This is a genomic window from Mesorhizobium jarvisii, assembly GCF_003601985.1.
Taxonomy (GTDB): Bacteria; Pseudomonadota; Alphaproteobacteria; order Rhizobiales; family Rhizobiaceae; genus Mesorhizobium; species Mesorhizobium jarvisii.
The window spans coordinates 72,392-90,560 of record NZ_QZXA01000004.1; the positions used below are offsets into that span (position 1 = coordinate 72,392).

Below are 18,169 nucleotides of genomic sequence, written 5' to 3' on the forward strand. Positions count from 1 at the left end.
CGAGCAGCGGAGCACTTCATGGACATTCAGCCCGCCCCCTTTGTTCCTCCCGCGCCGAAGCCGCGCACAACGCCGCCTTCGACGCTGGAGATGATCCGCATTGTCTATCGCAATCCGCTCGAATTGTGGGGAGAGCATACCTATAACGAGCCGTGGATTTCCGCGAATGGCGTTGGTGGCCATCTGATCGTCGCCAACGATCCCGGCCTCATCCGACATGTGCTGGTCGACAACGCCAAGAACTACAAGATGGCGACGGTGCGCCAGAAGATCCTGCGGCCTATCCTGCGCGATGGCCTGCTGACCGCCGAGGGCGAGGTGTGGAGGCGCTCGCGAAAGGCGATGGCGCCGGTGTTCACGCCGCGCCATATCTTCGGCTTTGCCCAGCCGATGCTGAAACGCACCAAGGAGTTCGTCACCCGGTACGAAGCGGGCGGCACATCCGACATCGCCCACGACATGACATTGCTCACCTATGATATCCTCGCCGAGACGCTGTTTTCCGGCGAGATCGCGGGCGAGCCGGGCAGTTTCGCCAACGAGATCGACCGCCTGTTCGAGACCATGGGCCGCGTCGATCCGCTCGATCTCTTGCGCGCGCCCGACTGGCTGCCGCGGCTGACCCGCATCCGCGGCCGCAAGACCATGGCCTATTTCCGCAAGATCGTGACCGATACGGTCAAGATGCGCGAAGAGAAATTCAGGCGCGATCCCGATGCGGTGCCGCAGGATTTCCTGACGCTGCTGCTGAAGGCCGAAGGTCCCGACGGGCTGACGCGCTCGGAAGTCGAGGACAACATCATCACCTTCATCGGCGCCGGCCATGAGACCACCGCGCGGGCGCTGGGCTGGACGCTTTACTGCCTCGCCGAATCGCCATGGGAGCGCAATCGGGTCGAGCAGGAGATCGATGAGGTGCTGGCGCGCGAATCCGATCCGACGAAGTGGCTGGACGCCATGCCGTTGACCCGCGCCGCCTTCGACGAGGCGCTCCGGCTCTATCCGCCGGCGCCCTCGATCAACCGCGAGCCGATCGAGCCGGAGATGTGGAAGGATCTTTATATCCCCAAGCACGCGGCCGTGCTGGTCATGCCCTGGGTCGTCCACCGCCACAGGAAGCTGTGGGACAGACCCGACGCCTTCCTGCCCGAGCGCTTCCACCCAGGCAACCGTGAGAAGATCGATCGCTTCCAGTATCTGCCGTTCGGTGCGGGGCCGCGCGTCTGCATCGGCGCCAGTTTCGCCATGCAGGAAGCGATCATCGCCCTCGCCATCCTTTTGTCGCGCTTCCGCTTCGACACGACGGCCGAGACCAAGCCTTGGCCGGTGCAGAAGCTAACGACCCAACCGCAAGGCGGGCTGCCCATGCAGGTCACGCCGCGCTAGGCGTGGCTTTCAGGCGGTTGCGGTGAATCAAGCCGCGGGCTTGCGCTGCTGGAACTGGCCGGCGGCGCGGAAGCGCCAGAGGTAGCTCGGCAGGATCGTCGCGATCGATTGCGGCTGGATGCCGAGCCCGGCGAGCGTCCGGTTGGCCTTGGCGGCGGCTTCCGAGACGATGTTGTGCTCGCGCAGCTGCATCACCTGGTCCTTGGTTAGCAGCGGATTGGGCAACAGGCCGAGGATCGAGGCCTGGATGTTGGCCACCCACCACGGCACGGGAACCAGCAAGCGCTTGCGCTCGATCACGGCGAGCAGCTCTTCCATGCACTCCTTGAAGGTGAGCACATTGGGGCCGCCAAGCTCGTAGATCTGGCCGCGATTGATCTTGCCGTCGACCGAGCGCGCTACCGCTTCGGCGACGTCGCCGACATAGACCGGCTGGAACTTGGTCCTGCCGCCGCCGATCAGCGGCAGCACCGGCGAATAGCGCGCCATGTTGGCGAAGCGGTTGAAGAAGCTGTCTTCCGGTCCGAAATTGATCGACGGCCGGAAGATCACGGCGTCGTTGATCGTCTCGAGCACGGCCTTCTCGCCAAGCGCTTTGGTGCGCGCGTAATCCGATTCGGAGTCCGCGTCTGCGCCAAGCGCTGAAATATGGGTCAGCCCGGCACCGACCGAGCGCGCCGCCTCGGCGACGGCGCGGGAGCCGAATTCGTGCACGGCGGAGAATTTCTGCCGGCCGGTCTCATGCAGGATGGCGACGAGGTTGACGACATGGTCGGCTCCCTGCACGGCGCGGTCGACCGACCAGCGCACGCGCACATTAGCCTGCACCGGCTGGATCTGGCCGACATTGCCGAGCGGCTGCAGATGGCCGGCAAGGTCGGGCCGCCGGCAAGCAACCCGGATGCGGTAGCCGCGCTTGGCCAGCGCGCGCACCACATGGCGGCCGACAAAGCCAGACCCGCCAAAGACGACGACGAGCTTTGGGGTCTGCAGGATTTCGGTCATGGCTGGCTCCGGCGCACTTTCCAGATGGCTTGGCTGAAGCCGTTTCATAGTCGGTTTTGCGCCAAAGGCAAAGGGTGACGCGTCGTCGCGTCACCCCTCTTGAAAGCTGGTTAGAACACCTTGCCGATGCGGGCGTCGACCGAGTGACGGTTGCCGCCGCGAATGACGAAGAAGAGCAGGATCGCGGCCCACAAAAGCGACTTTTCAGCACCCGAAAAACCCTGGCCCATGGTCACCCAGTGGAACCAGACTGTGACCAGCAGTACGAACAGGCCGGCAAAAGCGGCAGGACGCGTCAAGAACCCGATGGCGATGAAAATGCCGCCGAAGAATTCGGTGCAGGCCAGAAGCAGCGACCAGAAGGCGCCGGGATAGAAGCCGAGGCCTTCGACCATCTCGGCGGCGCCGAAAGGATTGGTGATCTTTTGCGAGCCGTGGATGGCGAGGAACGCACCGGCGACGGCGCGCAGCACGGTTTCGCCAGCGTCATGCAGCGACGAATACAGGCGGCCGAGCGCCGGAATGATCAGTCTGCCGCGGGAAGCGTCGGTGGTTGCGGACATCGTAGCTCCTGTCTGTGTGAACACCTCTGCAGACGCCCGATGGATCCCATCAAGTCAAGTTAACTAAAGTTAACTTTTACGATCATGTTTATCGGACGCGTGGGACGAAACGCAGAAAACCCCGCCGAGGCGGGGTTTTCCGGGTGAACTCGCGTCGAAACCAGGGTCCAACGAGGCGGCCTGACCTGAGACGGTATCAGCATGGCGTAAGACGCCCGCCCCAGCCCTGGACGCATTCGACAAAAGACACCGACCGGGCAAACCCAACCCGGACAGTCATTGGTCGCCGCGACACGCAGGAAGGTTCATAAGGCGGATAAAAATCGTACCGCCGGGGCGACATGAATGCGTCGAAGGACGTCACCGGCCGCCATTGCGGGAAACCGCCGCTGCCCGCCTGAGCGCCTGCGGTGGCTGGCCAAAGCTTCTGAGGAAAGCGCGGCGCATTCGCCCGGCATCGCCGAAGCCGCTCTCTTCTGCGATGCGATCGAGCGACATGGGGCCTGTTTCAACAGCGATCCGCGCGCTCTCCAGGCGAATTCGTTCCACGGCCTTGGCCGGAGTGGTGCCGGTTTCCGCCTTGAAGGCGCGCGCAAAATGCCGCGGGCTCATGGCGGCACGATCGGCAAGGCACTCCACGGTCAGCGGTTGGGCGAGCGCGGTGCGCATCCACCCGATCAGCTCGATAAAGCGGCCCGTTCGTCCGCCGAGTTCGACAAGGGCGGAGAATTGCGACTGGCCGCCGGGGCGGCGTTGATGCACGACAAGCTGCTGCGCAACGCGTCGCGCCATGGCCGGGCCAAGATCATCCTCGATGAGCGCCAAGGCTAGGTCGATGCCGGCCGAAATGCCGGCTGAGGTCCACACGCTGCCATCCCTGACGAAGATCCGCTCCGCATCGAGTTTCACCGCGGGATAGCGGCGTGCGAAGTCGTGCGTGCTCCACCAGTGGGTGGTGGCGCGCCTGCCGTCGAGAAGTCCAGCTTCGGCCAGCAGATAGGCGCCTGTGCACACGCTCGCCGTTCGCCTCACACCCGTGCCCCGGAGCCAGGTGACGATCTCCTGTGCGGCAGCCATGGAGCGAATGATTTCGCCACCGGAGATGATGGCGGTGTCGAGCGGCTCTTCCGTCGACAAAGGCCGGGCCGCGAGCCGCATGCCGGATGAGCTTTCGATCTCCCCGCCGCCGGGCGCCAGTATATCGAGCGTATAGCTGCCGACACAAAAGCCTTCCGCCAGCTCAAAGGCCGCCGCCGGGCCGGCCGCATCCAGCAATTGGAAGCCGGGGTGAATGATGATGCCAACCTTGCGGATCATGGCAGTTTTTGCGCGATATATGTCATTTCGGACAAGTCCTACCGCAGTTAGGGTGATGGTCAAGTGTTTCGATCGGAAGGACTGGGTCATGAATTTGCGTATCATGCTGTGGAGTGGTCTCGGCGTCGTGGCGGCTGTCCTCGCATTGGGTGCCGCATGGCTGCTGTCGCTGCCGGCGGCGTCCCAGGCTGCCGTTCAGCCGGCAATCGATGCCAAGGAGGCCGCCGCGACGCTTGCGGCATTGAAGCCGCCGAAGCGCCAGCGTCCCCTGATCGCCATCGTCGGCATCAACGACGGCACCGAAACCACCGACTATCTCATGCCCTACGGCATCCTGCGGCGCGCCGATGTCGCCGATGTCGTGGCGCTGGCGACGCAGCCCGGACCGATGAGATTGCACCCGGCCTTGCAGATCGAGCCCGATGCGACGATAGCGGCATTCGACGCCGAGCATCCGGACGGCGCCGACTACGTCATCGTCCCGGCCATGATGCGCGACGACGACGCCGAGGTGCTGAAATGGATCAAGAGCCAGGCAGCCAAGGGCGCCATGGTGATCGGCATCTGCGCCGGCGCCAAGGTGGTCGGTGCCAGCGGGTTGCTCGACGGCAAGCGGGCGACGACCCATTGGTATTCCGTCGGCGAGCTCCGCGAGAAACATCCTGCGATTCACTATGTCGCCGACCGGCGCTTCGTCGTCGATCAGGGTGTCGCGACGACAACGGGGATCACCGCGTCGATGCCGATGATGCTGACCCTGATCGAGGCCATCGCCGGCCGGGACAAGGCCGAAGCCGTCGGCCGTGATCTGGGCCTGGCGCACTGGGATGCGCGGCACGACAGCGGCGTCTTCAAGTTCACCCGCCCGTTCGCGCTGACGGCGATCGGCAACGCGCTTGCCGTGCTGGATCATGAGCAGCTCGGCATCCCGCTGACATCAGGCGTGGATGAGGTGTCGCTGGCGCTGGTCGCCGATGCCTGGTCGCGAACCTTTCGCTCCGGCGCGGTCACATTCGCCGGCAACGACGGCGCGATCGTCAGCCGCGACGGCTTGCGTATCTTGCCTGACCAGATCGCCACCGGCTGGCCGGTCGACCGGTTGGTTCCGGCAATGGCCGATCCGCGGCCGGCGAGGGCGCTTGACCAGGCGCTGCAAGACATCTCGGCGCGCCACGGTGCACGCACGGCCGACTTCGTCGCCATGCAGCTCGAATATCCCCGGTGAAAGGCACTGTCTAAGGCCCGGCACCGGCCGGCGTTCGTCCGCCGCAATTCAGGCCGAATAGCGCTCGGCGAATTCGGAAATGCGCTGCACCACCGCCTTGGGCGCGGTGATGCCGCGCGCCTGCGCCTTCTCGGCGGCTTCCGCCCGGGCGCGGCCCGGCACATGCACGCCGAAGCGGCGGCGCAGGCGGTCGAGCTGGTCCTTCATGCGCTGTTCGAAATCCGGATCGAGCAGCTTGGGCTCGATAGCCAGCACGAACAGGCCGGTGCCGGGGCTGTCGGGCCCGCCGGTGAACCAGGGCGCATCGAGCGACCAGTTGGCCCCGGAAATGCCCGCAGCCAACACTTCGACCATCAGCGCGATGTTGGCGCCGCGCTGGCCGCCAAAGGCAAGCATGGCGCCCTTCATGGCCGCCGCCGGGTCGGTGGTCGGATTGCCGCTGGCGTCCAGCGCCCAGCCTTCCGGGATTTTCTTGCCGTCTTCGGCCGCCTTGCGGATGTTGACGAAGGCGGTGGCGCTCGATGACTGGTCGATGACCAGAGGCGCGCCGTCGGCGGCGGGCGCGGCAAACGACATCGGATTGGTGCAATAGACCGGCTTGACCGAGCCCGAGCCGGCAAGCACCGCCGGGCCGTTGGTCGCGGCGAAGGACACCAGCCCCTGTGCCGCCAGCCTGCCGGTGAAATAGCCGAGCGCGCCGCACGTATAGGCGTTCTTCTGCGAGAAGATGGCGACGCCGAACAATTTTGCCGCCTTGGCAAGATCGTCGATCGTCCGGTCGAAGCCGGTATGCGCCAGCCCGCCCCGTGCATCGCAGAGATAGACGGCCAGCGCCGGCCTTGTGATCACCGGATCGGCATTGCCGTCGATGCGCCCGGCTTCCAGCGCTTCGAGATAGTCGATGAAATGCGACAGGCCGACGGTCGAAAGCCCTTCCGCCTCGGCGGCGATGATCGAGGCGGTGAGCGACTGCGCCGCTTCCTCATTGGCGCCGGCGCCGAGTGCCGCCATCCGGCACAGTCCTCTTGCCTGGTCGAGACTGAGTTGCATTATGGCTGTCCTGGGGTTGCGGGAATCTGGTTGCGTTGTCTGGTCTGTGCCTAGCAGCAGATGAGCCGGCGTTTGTGTTGAAAATCGTCCGCACCTGCAAGAAAAGCGGCGGATATCTCCATCGTTGCCGTCTGCGCGATCGGTGCGCCTCTAGCCGACCTTGACCGGAATCCGCGCCTCGATCCGGCTGAGAGCCAGGACCAGAATGCCGGTGATCGCCATATAGATCAACGCCAGCAGCAGCAAGGGCTCGTAGGTGAGGTAGGTGTCCTGCCGCACCTTACCGGCGACGGCGAAGATATCGATCACGCTGATCGTCGCCACCAGCGGCGTCGACTTCAACTGCAGCACGGTCTCGCCGGTCAACGTCGGCAGCGCCCGGTAGAAGGCCTGCGGCAGCCAGATGCGCCGGAGGATCTTCCAGCGGCTCATGCCGAAGGCGCGGGCGGCTTCCAACTGTCCCTTGGGCACGCCGGCAAAGGCGCCGCGCATCACTTCGCCCTCGTAACCGGCGAAGGACAGGGTGAGAGCCAGAACGCCGTACGGCCATGCCTGCCTAAGATAGGGCCACATCCAGGAGTCGCGGATCCATGGATATTGCGGGAACAGCGAGCCCAGCCCGTAATAGAGCAGCCACAGTTGCAGAAGCAGCGGCGTGCCGCGGATGATGGTGCAGAAGACTTTCGCCGGCGCCGCGACCCAGATCGAACCGGCGGCCTGCGCCAGCCCGACCGGCACGGCGATCAGGAAGCCGAGCGCGCAGGTGACGGCCAGGATCCACAGGGCCCGCCAGATGCCCATCAGGCCCATTTCCCAATATTGCGGCAGCCAGTCCCAGCGCATGAAAAAGGCGGCCGACAGCACCAGCCCCAGCGCGATCAGGATGAGGACGATGCGGTGCGGCTGCAGCCAGAGCGAGGCGCGCGCCGCCGTGTTGATGATGGCCGCTTCGCCCGCCATCAGCGTGCCTCCTTGACCGAAGGCATGCCCCGCCGCGCCCATTTCTCGGCGCGGCCAAGCAGGAAGTTCGAAAACAGCGTCACCGCCAGATAGAGAACGCCGGCGGCGAGATAGAATATCAGATAGGCCTTGGTGACGCCTGCTGCCTGCCGAGTCGCCAGCGTCAGCTCGAAGAAGCCGACGACGGCCAGCAGCGCGGTGTCCTTCGTCGCGATCAGCCACAGATTGGCGAGACCCGGAATGGCAAAGGGCAGCATCGCCGGCAACGTGATGCGCCGCAAGAGAAGGCCGGGAGACATGCCGAAGGCGCGGGCGGCTTCGATCTGGCCTTGCGGGATGGCCAGGATCGCGCCGCGCATGACCTCCGTCGAATAGGCGCCCTGGCAGAAGCCGAGCACGGCTATGCCGGCCACCAGCCCGCTAATATCGACACGCTGGTAACCGATCGCGGTCAGCACCTGGTTTATCAGGTCGGTGCCGGCATAGTAGAGCAGCAGGATCAGCACCAGTTCCGGCACGGCGCGCACCACGGTGGTGTAGACCGCGAGCAGGTCGCGCACCACAGGCCCGCCATAGAGCTTGCCATAGGCGCCGCAGATTCCGATGAGCAGGCCGACGATCGTGGCGCCGACGGCAATCTCGAGCGAATGCAACAACCCGAGCATAAGTGTGCCGCCCCAGCCGACGGGCGCGGGCGAGAGGAGTTCGATGATACCGGCCGCCGAGGCCGGAAGAAGCGCGTCGATCAGCTTTGCCCCCGGATTGCTGGCTCTCTCTGCCGACGCCAGCGGCCGGCGGCAGGCATGCGTGGGAAGGATAGGCCGGAGGGCACGACGTTGGCGTCATGCCCTCCGGCTCATGCGGAGGGGCGTCAGTTCGACTGCGTCGAGCCGCCGTAAATGTCGAAATCGAAGTATTTCTTCGAGATCTCGTCATACTTGCCGTTGGAGCGGATCGCCTTGATGCCGGCGTTGATCTTTTCCTTCAGGTCGGTGTCTTCCTTGCGCACGCCGGCGCCGACGCCCGGTCCGAGCACCTCGTCGTCCGGAGCCACCATGCCCTTCAGGTCGCAACAGGCCTTGCCCTGGTCGGACTTCAGGAATTCGCCAAGCGCGATGGAATCGGCCTGCACCGCATCGAGGCGGCCGGCGGCGAGATCCTGGTTGGCTTCGTCCTGGGTCTGGTATTCCTTGATTTCGGAAGCCGTGGAGCCGAAGTGCTTCTTGGCGTAGACGGCGTGCACGGTCGACACCTGGACGCCGACCACCTTGCCCTTCAGGTCGTCAGGCGTGGCGCCGAACTTCTGGTCCTTCGGTCCGATAATCGCCGTCGGCGTGTTGTAGTACTTGTCCGAGAAGTCGATCGTCTTCTTGCGCTCGTCGGTGATCGACATCGACGAGACGATGAGGTCGATCTTCTTGGTGGTCAGCGCCGGGATGATACCGTCCCAGGCAACAGGCGTGATGACGCAGTCGAGTTTCTCCTCGGCGCACACGGCGTCGATGAAGTCGATTTCCCAGCCGACCCATTTTCCCGAGGCATCCGGCGAGGTGAAGGGCGGATAGGGCTCGGCGGCGACGCCGATCTTGACCGGATCGGCCTTGGCCACGCCCATGGCGGCGACGCCGAGCAGCAGTGCCGCGGCGAATGTCTTCAGAACAGTCTTCATTTCAAACTCCCAGTTTGTTGTTGGTTCCCGGTTTTCTTCCGTCTCGGCCTGTCCCTAGCCGATGTTGCGGATGAACTGCTTGAGCCTTTCGGATTTCGGCGCGCCGAAGATCTGCTCCGGCGGGCCTTCTTCCTCGACGAGCCCGTTGTAGAGATAGACGACATGGGTCGCGACCTCGCGGGCGAACTTCATCTCATGGGTGACCAGCACCATGGTGCGGCCTTCGCGCGCCAGATCGCCGATAACCTTCAGCACCTCGCCGACCAGTTCGGGGTCGAGCGCCGAGGTCGGCTCGTCGAACAGCATGACGCGCGGATTGATGGCGAGCGCGCGGGCAATTGCGGCGCGCTGCTGCTGGCCGCCTGAAAGATAGGCCGGATAGACGTCGCGCTTTTCGGCAAGCCCGACGCGCGCCAGCAGTTTTTCGGCCTGGGCGATCGCCTCGTCGCGCTTGACACCGAGCACATGCACGGGAACCTCGATGACGTTTTCGATCAGCGTCATGTGGCTCCACAGGTTGAAGTTCTGGAACACCATGCCGAGCTTGGAGCGGATGCGCTCGATCTGCCTGCGGTCGGCCGGAACGGTGTGGCCATGGCTGTCCGCCTTGAGCTTGATCTCCTCGCCATTGACACGGATGATGCCGCTGGTCGGATTTTCCAGGCAGTTGATGCAGCGCAGCAGCGTCGATTTGCCCGAGCCCGAGCCGCCGATGATGGCGATCACCTCGCCATCGCGCGCCGACAGCGACACGCCCTTCAGCACATGCAGCTGGCCGAATTTCTTGTGCAGGTTTTCGACATGGATTGCTTCGGCAGCGCCACTCTGCGCCTTGCCGGATGAGACTGCGGCAGCTTCCACCGCGCTCACCGGCTGGCCTCTGCATCGTCGGCGGCAGTTCGTCGAACGTCTATCCGGCCAATCAACATATACGCTGTACTGCCCCGCTCCAGATTTCAGCATGGACCCAACGGCGCGAGCCCGTCAATCCCGCCCATTACGGCACTTGCGAGCTTGTTGCGCAAGTGTATAAATAGCCCTCCATGAAATTTTCTCGGTTTTTTTCAGCAAAAAAAGGGCTTCGATGAGCGCTTTCGGATCACAATCCATGGCAGCGCCGCTGCGACGCGTGCTGATGCGGTCGGCGGCCAACGCGATGCGCGACGCCGACAGAGCCGCCTGGCACTATGGCCCGGGATTCAATCCAGCGAAAGCGGCATCGCAGCACGCGGCCCTTGCTGAACTGGTGGCGGCCTCCGGCGCCGAAATCGAATGGATCGAGGACAAGGCCGACGGACTTTCGGACTCGGTGTTCACGCACGACCCATCGCTGATGACCAACCGCGGCGCACTGATTCTGTCCATGGGCAAGCCGTTGCGCGCCCGGGAGCCTTCGCTGCATGAGGAGACCTACAGGAGACTGGGCATTCCGATCCTCGGCCGCGTCGAGGCCCCAGGCCAGGTCGAAGGCGGTGACTGTGTCTGGCTGGATGCGCGCACGCTGGTGATCGGGCGCGGTGTCCGTTCCAACCAGGAAGGCATCCAGCAGATCTCCAACCTGCTGACGCCGCTGGGCGTATCGGTCTACGGCTTTGACCTTCCGTTGTGGCAGGGCGAAGAGGCCTGCCTGCATCTGATGTCGGTGATCAGCCCGCTGGCCGATGACCTTGCTTTGGTCTATTCACCGCTTTTGCCGGCCCCGTTCTATCAGATGCTGAAGGCGCGCGGCATCCGTCTGGTCGAAGGCGATGCCGAAGAGTTCGCGGCTTCCAACGGCCTCAGCCTGAACGTGCTGCCGACCAATCCGCTCCAGGTCATTGCCGTCGCAGGCTTTCCAAAGACCAAGGCCGCGATGGAAGCCGCCGGCTGCACGGTCGAAATCTTCGAGGCCGATGCGCTCTGCATCGCCTGTGAAGGCGGGCCGACATGCCTGACGCGGCCGATTCTGCGCCAATGAATGCGCCATCCCGCCGCAGGTTCCGTCGCGAGGGCGAGGAGCGGCGGCGGCAGGATTTGATCGAGGCAACTCTGGACAGCGTGGCGGAACGTGGTCTGCAGGGCGCCACCTTGCGCACCATCGCATTGCGCGCCGGCGTCACCGCCGGGCTGATCCGGCACTATTTCCCCGGCAAGGAAGAATTGCTGCAGGAAGCCTATGCTGCCCTCATGGGCCGCATGACCGAGCAGGCGAAAGCGGCGTTGGCCATGGAAGATGCCTCGCCGCGCCAGCGCCTTGCGGCTTTCGTTACCGCCAACCTCAACGTGCCGATCATCGACGCGCGAGTGTTTTCGCTCTGGGCAACCTTCATCGGCCGCGCCGGTGCGGATCCAAGCCTGGCTCGCGCCCACCGCGAAGGCTACCTTGGCTTTCGCAACGAGGTGGAAGCCGTTGTGGCCGAGGTGCTCGCCGCCGAACGGCGCGAGCCGGACGCAAGCCAGTTGCGCCACCATGCCATCGCGATCAATGCAATCATCGACGGGCTCTGGATAGAAGGCTGCCTGGCCGGCGAGATGTTCTCGCCCGGCGAATTGGCGGCGATCGGCATCAAGACTGTCGAGGCCGAACTGGGCCTCGCGCCGCTAAAGCAATTCCAGGAAAAGTGAGATGCGGTTTTCCGTCCGGAATTGCGTTGAAAACAAAGGACCGAGCCGATCACTGTTTCCGAACAGTGATCGGCTCTAAGGGAAGACAATCAATGACAACACTCGGCGAAACCCTGATCACGCTGCTCGAAGCGCACGGCGTCGATACCGTCTTCGGCATTCCCGGCGTCCACACGGTCGAGCTCTACCGTGGCCTGGCGCGCTCGAAGATCCGCCATGTCACGCCGCGCCATGAACAGGGCGCCGGCTTCATGGCCGACGGCTATGCCCGAGCCAGCGGCAGACCAGGGGTCGCCTTCGTCATCACCGGACCGGGGCTGACCAACACCATCACCGCCATGGGCCAGGCGCGCGCCGATTCGGTGCCGATGCTGGTCATATCAGGCGTCAACGCAATGCCGACGCTGGGCAAGGGGCTGGGCTTCCTGCATGAGCTCCCGGACCAGCGCGGCATGATAGAAAAGGTGGCGCTGTTGTCGCGGCGCGTCACCGAGGCAAGCGAATTGCCTGACGCGCTGGCACAGGCCTTCGCGCTGTTTTCATCCTCGCGGCCAGGTCCGGTGCACATCGAGATCCCGACCGATGTCATGGTCGAACCGGGCGACGGCATCGCGGCATTGTTGAGCAACGCGGCGCCGCCGGCGCCGGATGGCGCGGCCATTGCCAGTGCTGCCAAACTCATCGCCGTAGCGCGCCGCCCGCTGATCCTGGCCGGAGGCGGCGCCAAGCGGGCCGAGACGGCGCTGCGGCGCCTGGCCGAGACACTGGGCGCGCCGGTCGTCGAGACCACCAATGCGCGCGGCCTGCTGCACCGCCACCCGCTCTGCGTGCCGGCAAGCCCAAGCCTGAGGGCGGTTCGGGCGCTGATGGCTGAGGCCGATCTGGTGATTGCCGCCGGCACCGAATTCGGCCCGACCGACTATGACGGCTATGGCGACGGCGGCTTTGTGCTGCCATCCAACCTGATTCGCATCGACATCGGCGCCGACCAGCTCGCACGCCGCCCGGTGACGGTCGGCATCCAGGCCGACTGCGCCGAGGCGATCCAAGCCTTGCTCGCCGCGATCGGCCCCGCTCATCCTGCCGCGCCGGACGGCGAGGCGCGCGCCGCCGCCGCACGCAAGGCGGCATCCGCCGAGCTGAGCCCGGCCTATCTGGCGCAGGTGCATGCCGTGGAGATGATCCGCGATGCCTTGCCGGGCGCCATCGTCGTCGGCGATTCGACGCAGCCGGTCTACGCCGCCAATCTCTATTACGATCACGACCGGCCAGGCGGCTGGTTCAACGCCGCCACCGGCTTCGGCGCGCTTGGTTACGGCCCGCCGGCGGCAATCGGCGCCGCACTTGCCGTGCCCGATGCGCCGGTTGTCTGCCTGACCGGCGATGGCGGCTTCCAGTTCACCTTACCGGAACTTGGCGCGGCGCTCGATGCAAAGGCGCCGGTCATCTTCGTGGTCTGGAACAACAGGGGCTATCGCGAGATCGAGACCTCGATGCTCGATGTCGGCGTCGAGCCCGTCGGGGTCTCGCCGGCGCCGCCGGATTTCTGCAAGCTGGCCGAAGCCTATGGCATATCAGCAGAACGGCTCGCCGATATCGGCGCCTTGCCGCAGGCCCTGAAGCGCGCCCGGGCAACCGGATTGCCTTGCGTCATCGAAATCACCGTCGATTGAAGGCTTCAGCCCAGCGTTGATCTCTCGTCTGCATCGGACCCTTCGTCGGCTCGCCTGTTGTACCGCAACGGCCGTATGGCTGAAGCCATTGCCATAATATGCGTTGTGACGCATGCAAAGACGCGACGGCTGCCATGTCGAGATATCAATTGAGTGATCGCCCGAAAGGCGCGACGCTTCGCGTCAGGGCGGCACAACAAGCGACACAATCATAAAAACACGACAGGAGCGGTCCAGGATGACGGAAACACTTCAAGGCAGGCATATCGTTGTGACCGGTGGGACCGGCGCTCTCGGCGGTGCGGTGGTTGGCCGGCTGCTGGAACAGGGCGCCATCTGCCACGTGCCGAACGCACACGCCGCGGCACCCCAGCAATTTCCTTTCACCGCCCACGACAACGTCAAGCTGGCGCACAATGTCGACCTGTCGGACTCCGCCAAGGTCGAAGCCTTCTATGCCCAGGTTCCTGCCTTGTGGGGATCGATCCATCTCGCCGGCGGCTTCACCATGGCGCCGGTGGAAAAGATCGAATCGGCATCCTTTGCCGAGATGATGGACACCAACGCCCGCACTACCTTCCTGTGCAGCCGCGCGGCGATCCGATCGATGCTGGCGTCGGGCACATCAGGCCGCATCGTCAACGTCACCGCGCGCGCCGGGCTCGACCCCAGGCGCGGCGCCGGCATGGTCGCCTACACCGCCAGCAAGGCGGCGGTCGCGGCCATGACGGTGGCGATGGCCGAAGAACTCAAGGCCAAGGGCATCCTGGTCAATGCCGTGGCCCCGTCGACGCTCGACACGCCGGCAAACCGCGCCGACATGCCGGATGCCGATTTCAGCAAATGGGTCAGCCTGGAAGCAGCGGCCGAAGCCATCGCCTATCTCGCCTCGCCGGCCAACCAGGCGATGAGCGGAACGCTGGTGCCGCTCTACGGCCGGGCCTGAGCGGCGAGCGTCGAAGTCGGGCACGCGGCATCCGATCCATCGGCATTACGATAGCTGTAGATGCGCAGCGGCGATGAAGCTTTCGTCGGGCACTCCCGCAACCATGCCGGCGGCCGGCCTTCAATCAGGCCCGCCGCGAATGGATAGGCGGCTTCCAGTCCCGGCAATGGCGGGCCTCGCCAGGCGCAAATCGCGACATGCGTTGCCTTGGACGCATCGAGTATCGCGCGGGGGTCGGCGGTCGCCGGATCGAGGAAACGATAGCTGCGCTCGATGCCCTTGGCCGATGGATGGTTGGGGATCGTCACCACCTTCGGACCTTCGGCGAGGGCGACGAAACGTGAGCCGATCAGCGGGGGAGAAAGAACGACGGCGCCAGAGGGCCAACCCTGTTCCGGTTCAAAAGGGCTGTAATAGCAGCCGTCGGCGAGTTCGGCGGCGGGAACCGCCGCTTGCGCCGGTTTTACCGACAGGTGGTACAGCGCCATTGCTCCGGACAAAACCAGACCGGGCAGGATCAATGCGTATCTGTGCGATGCCGCCGGCACCGGAGATTTCAAATAGCGACCCAGCCCCGCACTCGGCAGGAGGTTCGCCAGGGCGAAGATGAGGCCGATGCCGGAGAAGATCGGCAGGTAGCGGTAGTAGCGGATGTAACCGATCGCAAGCGCCAGCGAGAGCAGCGAGAACAGCGCCAATATGACGACAGGCCGGCTTCGACCTTCCGGCCTGGCGCAGATCACGGCTGGCGCGAGCGCGCCGATAAACAGCAGCGCCATGCTGAGAAAACCCGTCGACAGGACGACATCAGGGCGCCGAAACAGGCTCAATTCCTGGAGAATTCTGTTGATCATGTTGTCGCGGACATAGGCGTCGATCGAGGCATAGGGGCTGGCCAGGCATTGCGGGAACAACCCCGCCAGCACCGCCGCGCTGGCCGCCGCGAACACCAGTAGGATTGCTGTTCGCATCGGCCACCCTACACGCCGGCCGGCAAGCAAGGGCACGAAGGCGAACGAGAGCCCGGCCGCGACCAATGCCGTGACATGCGGCGTCGAATAGGTGTCGCATCTGACCGCGGCATAGGCAGAAGGCGGCACGATCGCCGCGAACAGGCCGATTGCACCGGCGGTCAAGGCCAGCCCGAAACCGATGATCCTGTTTTGGCCGCCCTCGCGGTCGAAGATCCAGTCGAAGGCATAGACCGCCATCACCAGGGCGTAGAACGGCGCGAATTCGGCGCTGACGGCGATTGCCAGGGCCGTCAGCAGCCCGTTGACGAAGGCCGAAAGGCGGTTCTGCGACATCATCAAAACCAGCGCCGCCAGCAGAAGCAGGATTTGCAGATTGTGATAGTCGATCCGTCCCGGGGCGAATTCGAAAAAGCTGCGCGCGGCAAAGATCAAAGCCAACGGCAATGCAACGGCCGGGTAGGCAAAGCCGATGGCTGTCACCAGCCGATTGTAGAAATAGAGCGCGGGCGCCAACAGCAGCAGCGGGACGGCAAAGCTTGCCAGCGTCAGAGCCGGCTCGAAGCCGGCAAACGGCGCCAACAGGCGCGCGAAGGCGGCGTAGGGCAAGTCCACGATCCACGGCCAGTGTGAGACATAGGGCTCTGGCTGGACGATGCCGGGCAGCGTGCGGTCGAAGATATTGCCCGTTTCAAGCAAAGTACGGATTTCGTGCAGCTTGAGGAGATCGTCCGCGTCATTGTTGAGCTGGAAGCCCAGAGACCACAGAGCGGTCGTCAGGATCGCCATCGCGCAAAAGCAGAACAGGACAGGCGAGCTGGTGTAAAGGCGCAGCAACCCCGAAGGCTGCGCAGCGGCACGATTGGCGCCAGTGCTCATGGAAGTATTCCGTTGGACCACCGGCAAATACGCGATGAAGTTTATGTTCTCGTAAAGAAAAAGACCCGCCGGATCGCTCCGGCGGGTCTTTTTTGTAAGGCCGCACGCGAGGCGTGCTGTCGATGGCTGACGCCTTAGTTGCCCTGCTTCTTCAGCGCGGCACCCAGGATATCGCCCAGCGAAGCGCCGGAGTCGGTCGAGCCGTACTGGGCGACCGCCTCCTTCTCTTCGGCGATTTCCAGCGCCTTGATCGAGACCTGCAGCTTGCGGGTCTTCTTGTCGAAGGCGATGACGCGGGCATCGACCTTCTGGCCGACGGTGAAGCGCTCTGGGCGCTGCTCGTCGCGGTCACGGCTAAGATCGGAGCGCTTGATGAAGGTCTCGATGCCGCTGTCGACCAGCCGCACTTCCAGACCGCCATCCTTGACGCCGATGACTTCACAGGTGACCACGGCGTTCTTGCGCAGTTCTCCGGAAGTCGCTGCTTCGCCGACCGTGTCGCGGGCCAGCTGCTTGATGCCGAGCGAGATGCGCTCCTTCTCGATGTCGACGTCGAGCACCTGCGCCTTGACCATGTCGCCGCGATTGTACTCTTCGATGACCTGCTCGCCCGGACGGGTCCAGTCGAGGTCGGAGAGGTGCACCATGCCGTCCACGTCGCCTTCCAGACCGATGAACAGGCCGAACTCGGTCTTGTTCTTGACCTCGCCCTCGACCTGGCTGCCGACCGGATGGTTGCGCGCGAAGGCTTCCCACGGGTTCTCGAGCGTCTGCTTGAGGCCGAGCGAGATGCGGCGCTTGGCCGGATCGACCTCGAGCACCACCACGTCGACTTCCTGGGTCGTCGACAGGATCTTGCCGGGATGCACGTTCTTCTTGGTCCACGACATTTCCGAAACGTGGATGAGACCTTCGATGCCCGGCTCCAGTTCGACGAACGCGCCGTAGTCGGTGATGTTGGTGACGGTGCCTTTGATCTTCTTGCCGATCGGGAACTTGGTGCCGATCTCGGACCACGGATCGCTCTCGAGCTGCTTCATGCCGAGCGAGATACGGTGGGTTTCCTGGTTGATGCGGATGATCTGCACCTTGACCGTCTGACCGATGTTGAGAATTTCGGTCGGATGATTGACGCGGCGCCAGGCCATGTCGGTGACATGCAGCAGGCCGTCGATGCCGCCGAGGTCGACGAACGCACCGTAGTCGGTGATGTTCTTGACGACGCCTTCGACAACCTGGCCTTCTTCGAGGTTCTGCACGATTTCCGAACGCTGTTCGGCGCGGCTCTCCTCGAGCACGGTGCGGCGCGACACCACGATGTTGCCGCGGCGGCGATCCATCTTGAGGATCTCGAAGGGCTGCGGGTTGTGCATCAGCGGGGAGACGTCGCGGATCGGGCGGATATCGACCTGGCTGCGCGGCAGGAAGGCCACGGCGCCGTCGAGGTCGACGGTGAAGCCGCCCTTGACCTGGTTGAAGATGACGCCTTCGACGCGCTCACCCTTGGTGAACTTCTCTTCGAGACGGACCCAGCTCTCTTCGCGGCGGGCCTTCTCGCGGGAAAGCATCGCTTCGCCAAGCGCGTTCTCGATGCGCTCGACATAAACTTCGACGGTGTCACCGACCTTGAGGGTGGTGTCCTTGCCCTTGACGCCGAATTCCTTCAGCGGCACGCGGCCTTCGACCTTGAGGCCGACGTCGATGATGGCCATGTCCTTTTCGATCGCGGTGATCGTGCCCTTGACGACCTGACCTTCGCCGGAATGGCCGGTAGTGAATGATTCTTCGAGCAGGCTCGCGAAATCGTCGCGAGTGGGATTTGCAGCTGACATTGTTTCTCCTGGAGTGCCCCGCATCTCTGAGCGGGACGGGCGCCGTGGGCTAGCGTTGCGTTGGCCTGCCGGCGTTCCGGACTTAAAAA

The 18,169-nt window shown here is 64.4% G+C and carries 16 protein-coding genes; 6 read left to right on the top strand and 10 right to left on the bottom strand.

The features are described 5' to 3' along the window. Positions 1-18 precede the first annotated feature (18 nt). Positions 19-1,386 carry a cytochrome P450 gene (locus tag D3242_RS11440; RefSeq protein WP_064984405.1) on the top strand — a complete coding sequence of 456 codons (1,368 nt, stop codon included), beginning with the start codon at positions 19-21 and terminating at the stop codon, positions 1,384-1,386. Between the two features lie 27 nt (positions 1,387-1,413). Here the strand turns inward: D3242_RS11440 and D3242_RS11445 are convergent, their stop codons facing one another. The 3 genes from D3242_RS11445 to D3242_RS11455 form a co-directional block, all read right to left on the bottom strand. Then, positions 1,414-2,391, bottom strand: coding sequence for a complex I NDUFA9 subunit family protein (locus D3242_RS11445; RefSeq protein WP_064984697.1), 978 nt, complete (start codon positions 2,389-2,391; stop codon positions 1,414-1,416). 110 nt (positions 2,392-2,501) lie between these two features. Further along, on the bottom strand, positions 2,502-2,954 hold the full coding sequence (locus D3242_RS11450) for a DoxX family protein (protein WP_019862777.1): 453 nt from the start codon (positions 2,952-2,954) through the stop codon (positions 2,502-2,504). A 360-nt stretch (positions 2,955-3,314) separates the two neighbouring features. Then, positions 3,315-4,271, bottom strand: coding sequence for a GlxA family transcriptional regulator (locus D3242_RS11455; protein WP_027047669.1), 957 nt, complete (start codon positions 4,269-4,271; stop codon positions 3,315-3,317). A gap of 88 nt (positions 4,272-4,359) precedes the next feature. On the opposite strand from D3242_RS11455, the gene D3242_RS11460 reads away from it, so the two are divergent. Beyond that, positions 4,360-5,496, top strand: a complete 1,137-nt coding sequence (locus tag D3242_RS11460; protein ID WP_064984699.1) for a DJ-1/PfpI family protein — start codon at positions 4,360-4,362, stop codon at positions 5,494-5,496. A gap of 48 nt (positions 5,497-5,544) precedes the next feature. Here D3242_RS11460 and D3242_RS11465 read toward each other — a convergent pair whose 3' ends face one another. The 5 genes from D3242_RS11465 to D3242_RS11485 form a co-directional block, all read right to left on the bottom strand. Further along, a complete protein-coding gene (locus D3242_RS11465) occupies positions 5,545-6,546 on the bottom strand; it encodes an Ldh family oxidoreductase (protein WP_019862779.1) in 1,002 nt (333 codons plus the stop codon). A gap of 150 nt (positions 6,547-6,696) precedes the next feature. Continuing rightward, positions 6,697-7,506 carry an ABC transporter permease gene (locus tag D3242_RS11470; RefSeq protein ID WP_064984701.1) on the bottom strand — a complete coding sequence of 270 codons (810 nt, stop codon included), beginning with the start codon at positions 7,504-7,506 and terminating at the stop codon, positions 6,697-6,699. Next, positions 7,506-8,171: an ABC transporter permease gene (locus D3242_RS11475; RefSeq protein ID WP_019862781.1), complete on the bottom strand. Its 666-nt coding sequence runs from the start codon at positions 8,169-8,171 to the stop codon at positions 7,506-7,508. The genes D3242_RS11470 and D3242_RS11475 overlap by 1 nt, the downstream gene beginning before the upstream one ends. A 206-nt stretch (positions 8,172-8,377) precedes the next feature. Continuing rightward, complete coding sequence (locus D3242_RS11480) at positions 8,378-9,175, bottom strand: transporter substrate-binding domain-containing protein (protein WP_010913030.1); 798 nt, start codon at positions 9,173-9,175, stop codon at positions 8,378-8,380. A 54-nt stretch (positions 9,176-9,229) separates the two neighbouring features. Next, the gene (locus tag D3242_RS11485; RefSeq protein WP_019862784.1) at positions 9,230-10,045 is read right to left on the bottom strand and encodes an ABC transporter ATP-binding protein; all 816 of its coding nucleotides are present in this window, start codon (positions 10,043-10,045) and stop codon (positions 9,230-9,232) included. Positions 10,046-10,259: 214 nt separating this feature from the next. On the opposite strand from D3242_RS11485, the gene D3242_RS11490 reads away from it, so the two are divergent. The 4 genes from D3242_RS11490 to D3242_RS11505 all read left to right on the top strand — a co-directional run bounded on the left by D3242_RS11490 (position 10,260) and on the right by D3242_RS11505 (position 14,398). Further along, positions 10,260-11,132, top strand: coding sequence for a dimethylarginine dimethylaminohydrolase family protein (locus D3242_RS11490; protein WP_019862785.1), 873 nt, complete (start codon positions 10,260-10,262; stop codon positions 11,130-11,132). Then, entirely contained in the window at positions 11,129-11,779 is a 651-nt protein-coding gene (locus tag D3242_RS11495) for a TetR family transcriptional regulator C-terminal domain-containing protein (RefSeq protein WP_064984407.1), read from the top strand. The genes D3242_RS11490 and D3242_RS11495 overlap by 4 nt, the downstream gene beginning before the upstream one ends. A 92-nt stretch (positions 11,780-11,871) precedes the next feature. Continuing rightward, the gene (locus D3242_RS11500; protein ID WP_064984408.1) at positions 11,872-13,452 is read left to right on the top strand and encodes a 5-guanidino-2-oxopentanoate decarboxylase; all 1,581 of its coding nucleotides are present in this window, start codon (positions 11,872-11,874) and stop codon (positions 13,450-13,452) included. A 238-nt stretch (positions 13,453-13,690) separates the two neighbouring features. Next, a complete protein-coding gene (locus D3242_RS11505; protein WP_019862788.1) occupies positions 13,691-14,398 on the top strand; it encodes an SDR family NAD(P)-dependent oxidoreductase in 708 nt (235 codons plus the stop codon). Here D3242_RS11505 and D3242_RS11510 read toward each other — a convergent pair. Then, positions 14,383-16,248 (bottom strand): hypothetical protein, encoded by a 1,866-nt coding sequence (locus D3242_RS11510; protein ID WP_064984410.1) that lies wholly within the window; start codon positions 16,246-16,248, stop codon positions 14,383-14,385. The genes D3242_RS11505 and D3242_RS11510 overlap by 16 nt on opposite strands. Positions 16,249-16,382: 134 nt before the next feature. Then, positions 16,383-18,080: a 30S ribosomal protein S1 gene (gene rpsA / locus D3242_RS11515; RefSeq protein WP_010913037.1), complete on the bottom strand. Its 1,698-nt coding sequence runs from the start codon at positions 18,078-18,080 to the stop codon at positions 16,383-16,385. Positions 18,081-18,169 lie beyond the last annotated feature (89 nt).

Bases quoted from the DNA above. Each gene is read 5' to 3' on its own strand.
- D3242_RS11505 (WP_019862788.1), top strand. From the start codon at position 13,691: ATGACGGAAACACTTCAAGGCAGGCATATCGTTGTGACCGGTGGGACC.
- D3242_RS11500 (WP_064984408.1), top strand. From the start codon at position 11,872: ATGACAACACTCGGCGAAACCCTGATCACGCTGCTCGAAGCGCACGGC.
- D3242_RS11455 (WP_027047669.1), bottom strand. From the start codon at position 4,271: ATGATCCGCAAGGTTGGCATCATCATTCACCCCGGCTTCCAATTGCTG.
- D3242_RS11445 (WP_064984697.1), bottom strand. From the start codon at position 2,391: ATGACCGAAATCCTGCAGACCCCAAAGCTCGTCGTCGTCTTTGGCGGG.
- D3242_RS11465 (WP_019862779.1), bottom strand. From the start codon at position 6,546: ATGCAACTCAGTCTCGACCAGGCAAGAGGACTGTGCCGGATGGCGGCA.
- D3242_RS11510 (WP_064984410.1), bottom strand. From the start codon at position 16,248: ATGAGCACTGGCGCCAATCGTGCCGCTGCGCAGCCTTCGGGGTTGCTG.
- rpsA (WP_010913037.1), bottom strand. From the start codon at position 18,080: ATGTCAGCTGCAAATCCCACTCGCGACGATTTCGCGAGCCTGCTCGAA.
- D3242_RS11475 (WP_019862781.1), bottom strand. From the start codon at position 8,171: ATGCTCGGGTTGTTGCATTCGCTCGAGATTGCCGTCGGCGCCACGATC.
- D3242_RS11440 (WP_064984405.1), top strand. From the start codon at position 19: ATGGACATTCAGCCCGCCCCCTTTGTTCCTCCCGCGCCGAAGCCGCGC.
- D3242_RS11450 (WP_019862777.1), bottom strand. From the start codon at position 2,954: ATGTCCGCAACCACCGACGCTTCCCGCGGCAGACTGATCATTCCGGCG.
- D3242_RS11490 (WP_019862785.1), top strand. From the start codon at position 10,260: ATGAGCGCTTTCGGATCACAATCCATGGCAGCGCCGCTGCGACGCGTG.
- D3242_RS11495 (WP_064984407.1), top strand. From the start codon at position 11,129: ATGAATGCGCCATCCCGCCGCAGGTTCCGTCGCGAGGGCGAGGAGCGG.
- D3242_RS11460 (WP_064984699.1), top strand. From the start codon at position 4,360: ATGAATTTGCGTATCATGCTGTGGAGTGGTCTCGGCGTCGTGGCGGCT.
- D3242_RS11480 (WP_010913030.1), bottom strand. From the start codon at position 9,175: ATGAAGACTGTTCTGAAGACATTCGCCGCGGCACTGCTGCTCGGCGTC.
- D3242_RS11470 (WP_064984701.1), bottom strand. From the start codon at position 7,506: ATGGCGGGCGAAGCGGCCATCATCAACACGGCGGCGCGCGCCTCGCTC.